This window comes from Streptomyces sp. NPDC042364 (genome assembly GCF_056437585.1).
In genome coordinates, this window is sequence record NZ_JBWKAJ010000058.1 from 1 (window position 1) to 1,338 (window position 1,338).

1 protein-coding gene is annotated in these 1,338 nt (G+C 70.8%); it reads right to left on the minus strand.

Annotated features, from left to right (window positions below; all coding sequences use genetic code 11):
- Positions 1 to 17 precede the first annotated feature (17 nt).
- Positions 18 to 1,103: an IS110 family RNA-guided transposase gene (locus tag AC067N_RS38875; protein ID WP_478683677.1), complete on the minus strand. Its 1,086-nt coding sequence runs from the start codon at positions 1,101 to 1,103 to the stop codon at positions 18 to 20.
- Positions 1,104 to 1,338: the final 235 nt, after the last annotated feature.

The window sequence follows — 1,338 nt, forward strand, 5'->3', positions numbered from 1 at the left end:
GGATGCTCCTATGGATGTCAAGCCGCAGGAGCGAGGTCGGTTTGCGTGATTGGTTCGGTTGGTGTGCTGGTGAGAGCGCGGTAGATCTCGCGGGCGACGAACCGCTTCAGGCAGCGCATGATGTCCTTCTTCGACAGCCCTTCCTTAGTGCGGCGCTCGACGTAGGCACGGGTGCGTTCGTCGTAGCGCATGCGGACGAGCACGATCGTGTGCAGGGCGTTGTTGGCAGCCCGGTCGCCGCCCCGGTTGAGGCGGTGGCGGTGGGTGCGGCCGGAGGATGCCGGGATCGGGGCGACCCCGGCGAGGTGCGCGAACGCGCCCTCCGAGCGCATGCGTTCGGGGTTGTCCCCGGCCGAGGCCAGCAACTGGCCGGCGGTCTCGGGCCCGACCCCGAACAGCTCCAGCAGGGCTGGGGCCGCCTGCCTGACCAACGGGCCGATCTCCGCGTCCAGCTCAGCGATCTCGGCGTCCATGGCCTGGTGGCGGCGGGCCAGGCGGCGCAGCGAGGCCCGGGTCGCCGCCAGCGGGCGGGACAGGTCGTCGCCGGGCCGCAGCCGCGCCAGGGTGCGTATCAGCGCGGCCCGGTCCAGGCCCGCGACCTGCTCGCGCAGCATCGCCGGGGCGGCGACGAGCAGGTTGCGGATCTGGTTCATCGCCTGGGTGCGGGCTTTGACCGCGCTGCGACGCGCCACCCGCAGCACCCGCACCGCCTCGACCACGCCGTCCCGGCTCTTCGGGATCCCGGTTGCCCTGCCCGAAACGACCGCCGTCGCGGCGGCGTAGGCGTCGATCGGGTCGGACTTGCCCTGCAACCGCCGCGTCTTGCGGTCCGGCCGGTCGACGTCGATGACCGTGACCCCGGCCGCGGTCAACACGCGGGCGAGCTCGGCGCCGTAGGCGCCGGTGCCCTCCACGCCGACCGCGGTGAGTGTGCCGTGCGAACGCATCCAGTCCAGCAGGTCCCGGTAGCCGCGGATGGTGGTCGGGAACTCCCGGTCGGCCAGGTGCCGGCCGAGGGAGTCGATCACGGCCGCGTGGTGGGTCAGGCCGTGGGTGTCGACTCCACCGGTGATCTCCGGGCCGTCGTGCGTCATGCTGGTCATGTCCGTCCTTACCGCTTGTCCGAGCCGAGGGCGGCACGCGCCGGTCGGGCGGGTGGACAAGACAGTGACGGGGCTTCTGGACCAAGCTCCTATGAGGTCACAAACGCCCGTCCGGCCGCATGCGTGGCGGTCCCGCCGATGAGCCGACAAATCCGAAACAGGACAGTCAGCGACGTCAGTCAGAGGGTGAGTCAGGCTCATCAGCAGAACCACCAGTCACATGATCACTGTCAGA

Coding starts and splice junctions, on each gene's coding strand:
- AC067N_RS38875 (WP_478683677.1), bottom strand. CDS start 1,103: ATGACCAGCATGACGCACGACGGCCCGGAGATCACCGGTGGAGTCGAC.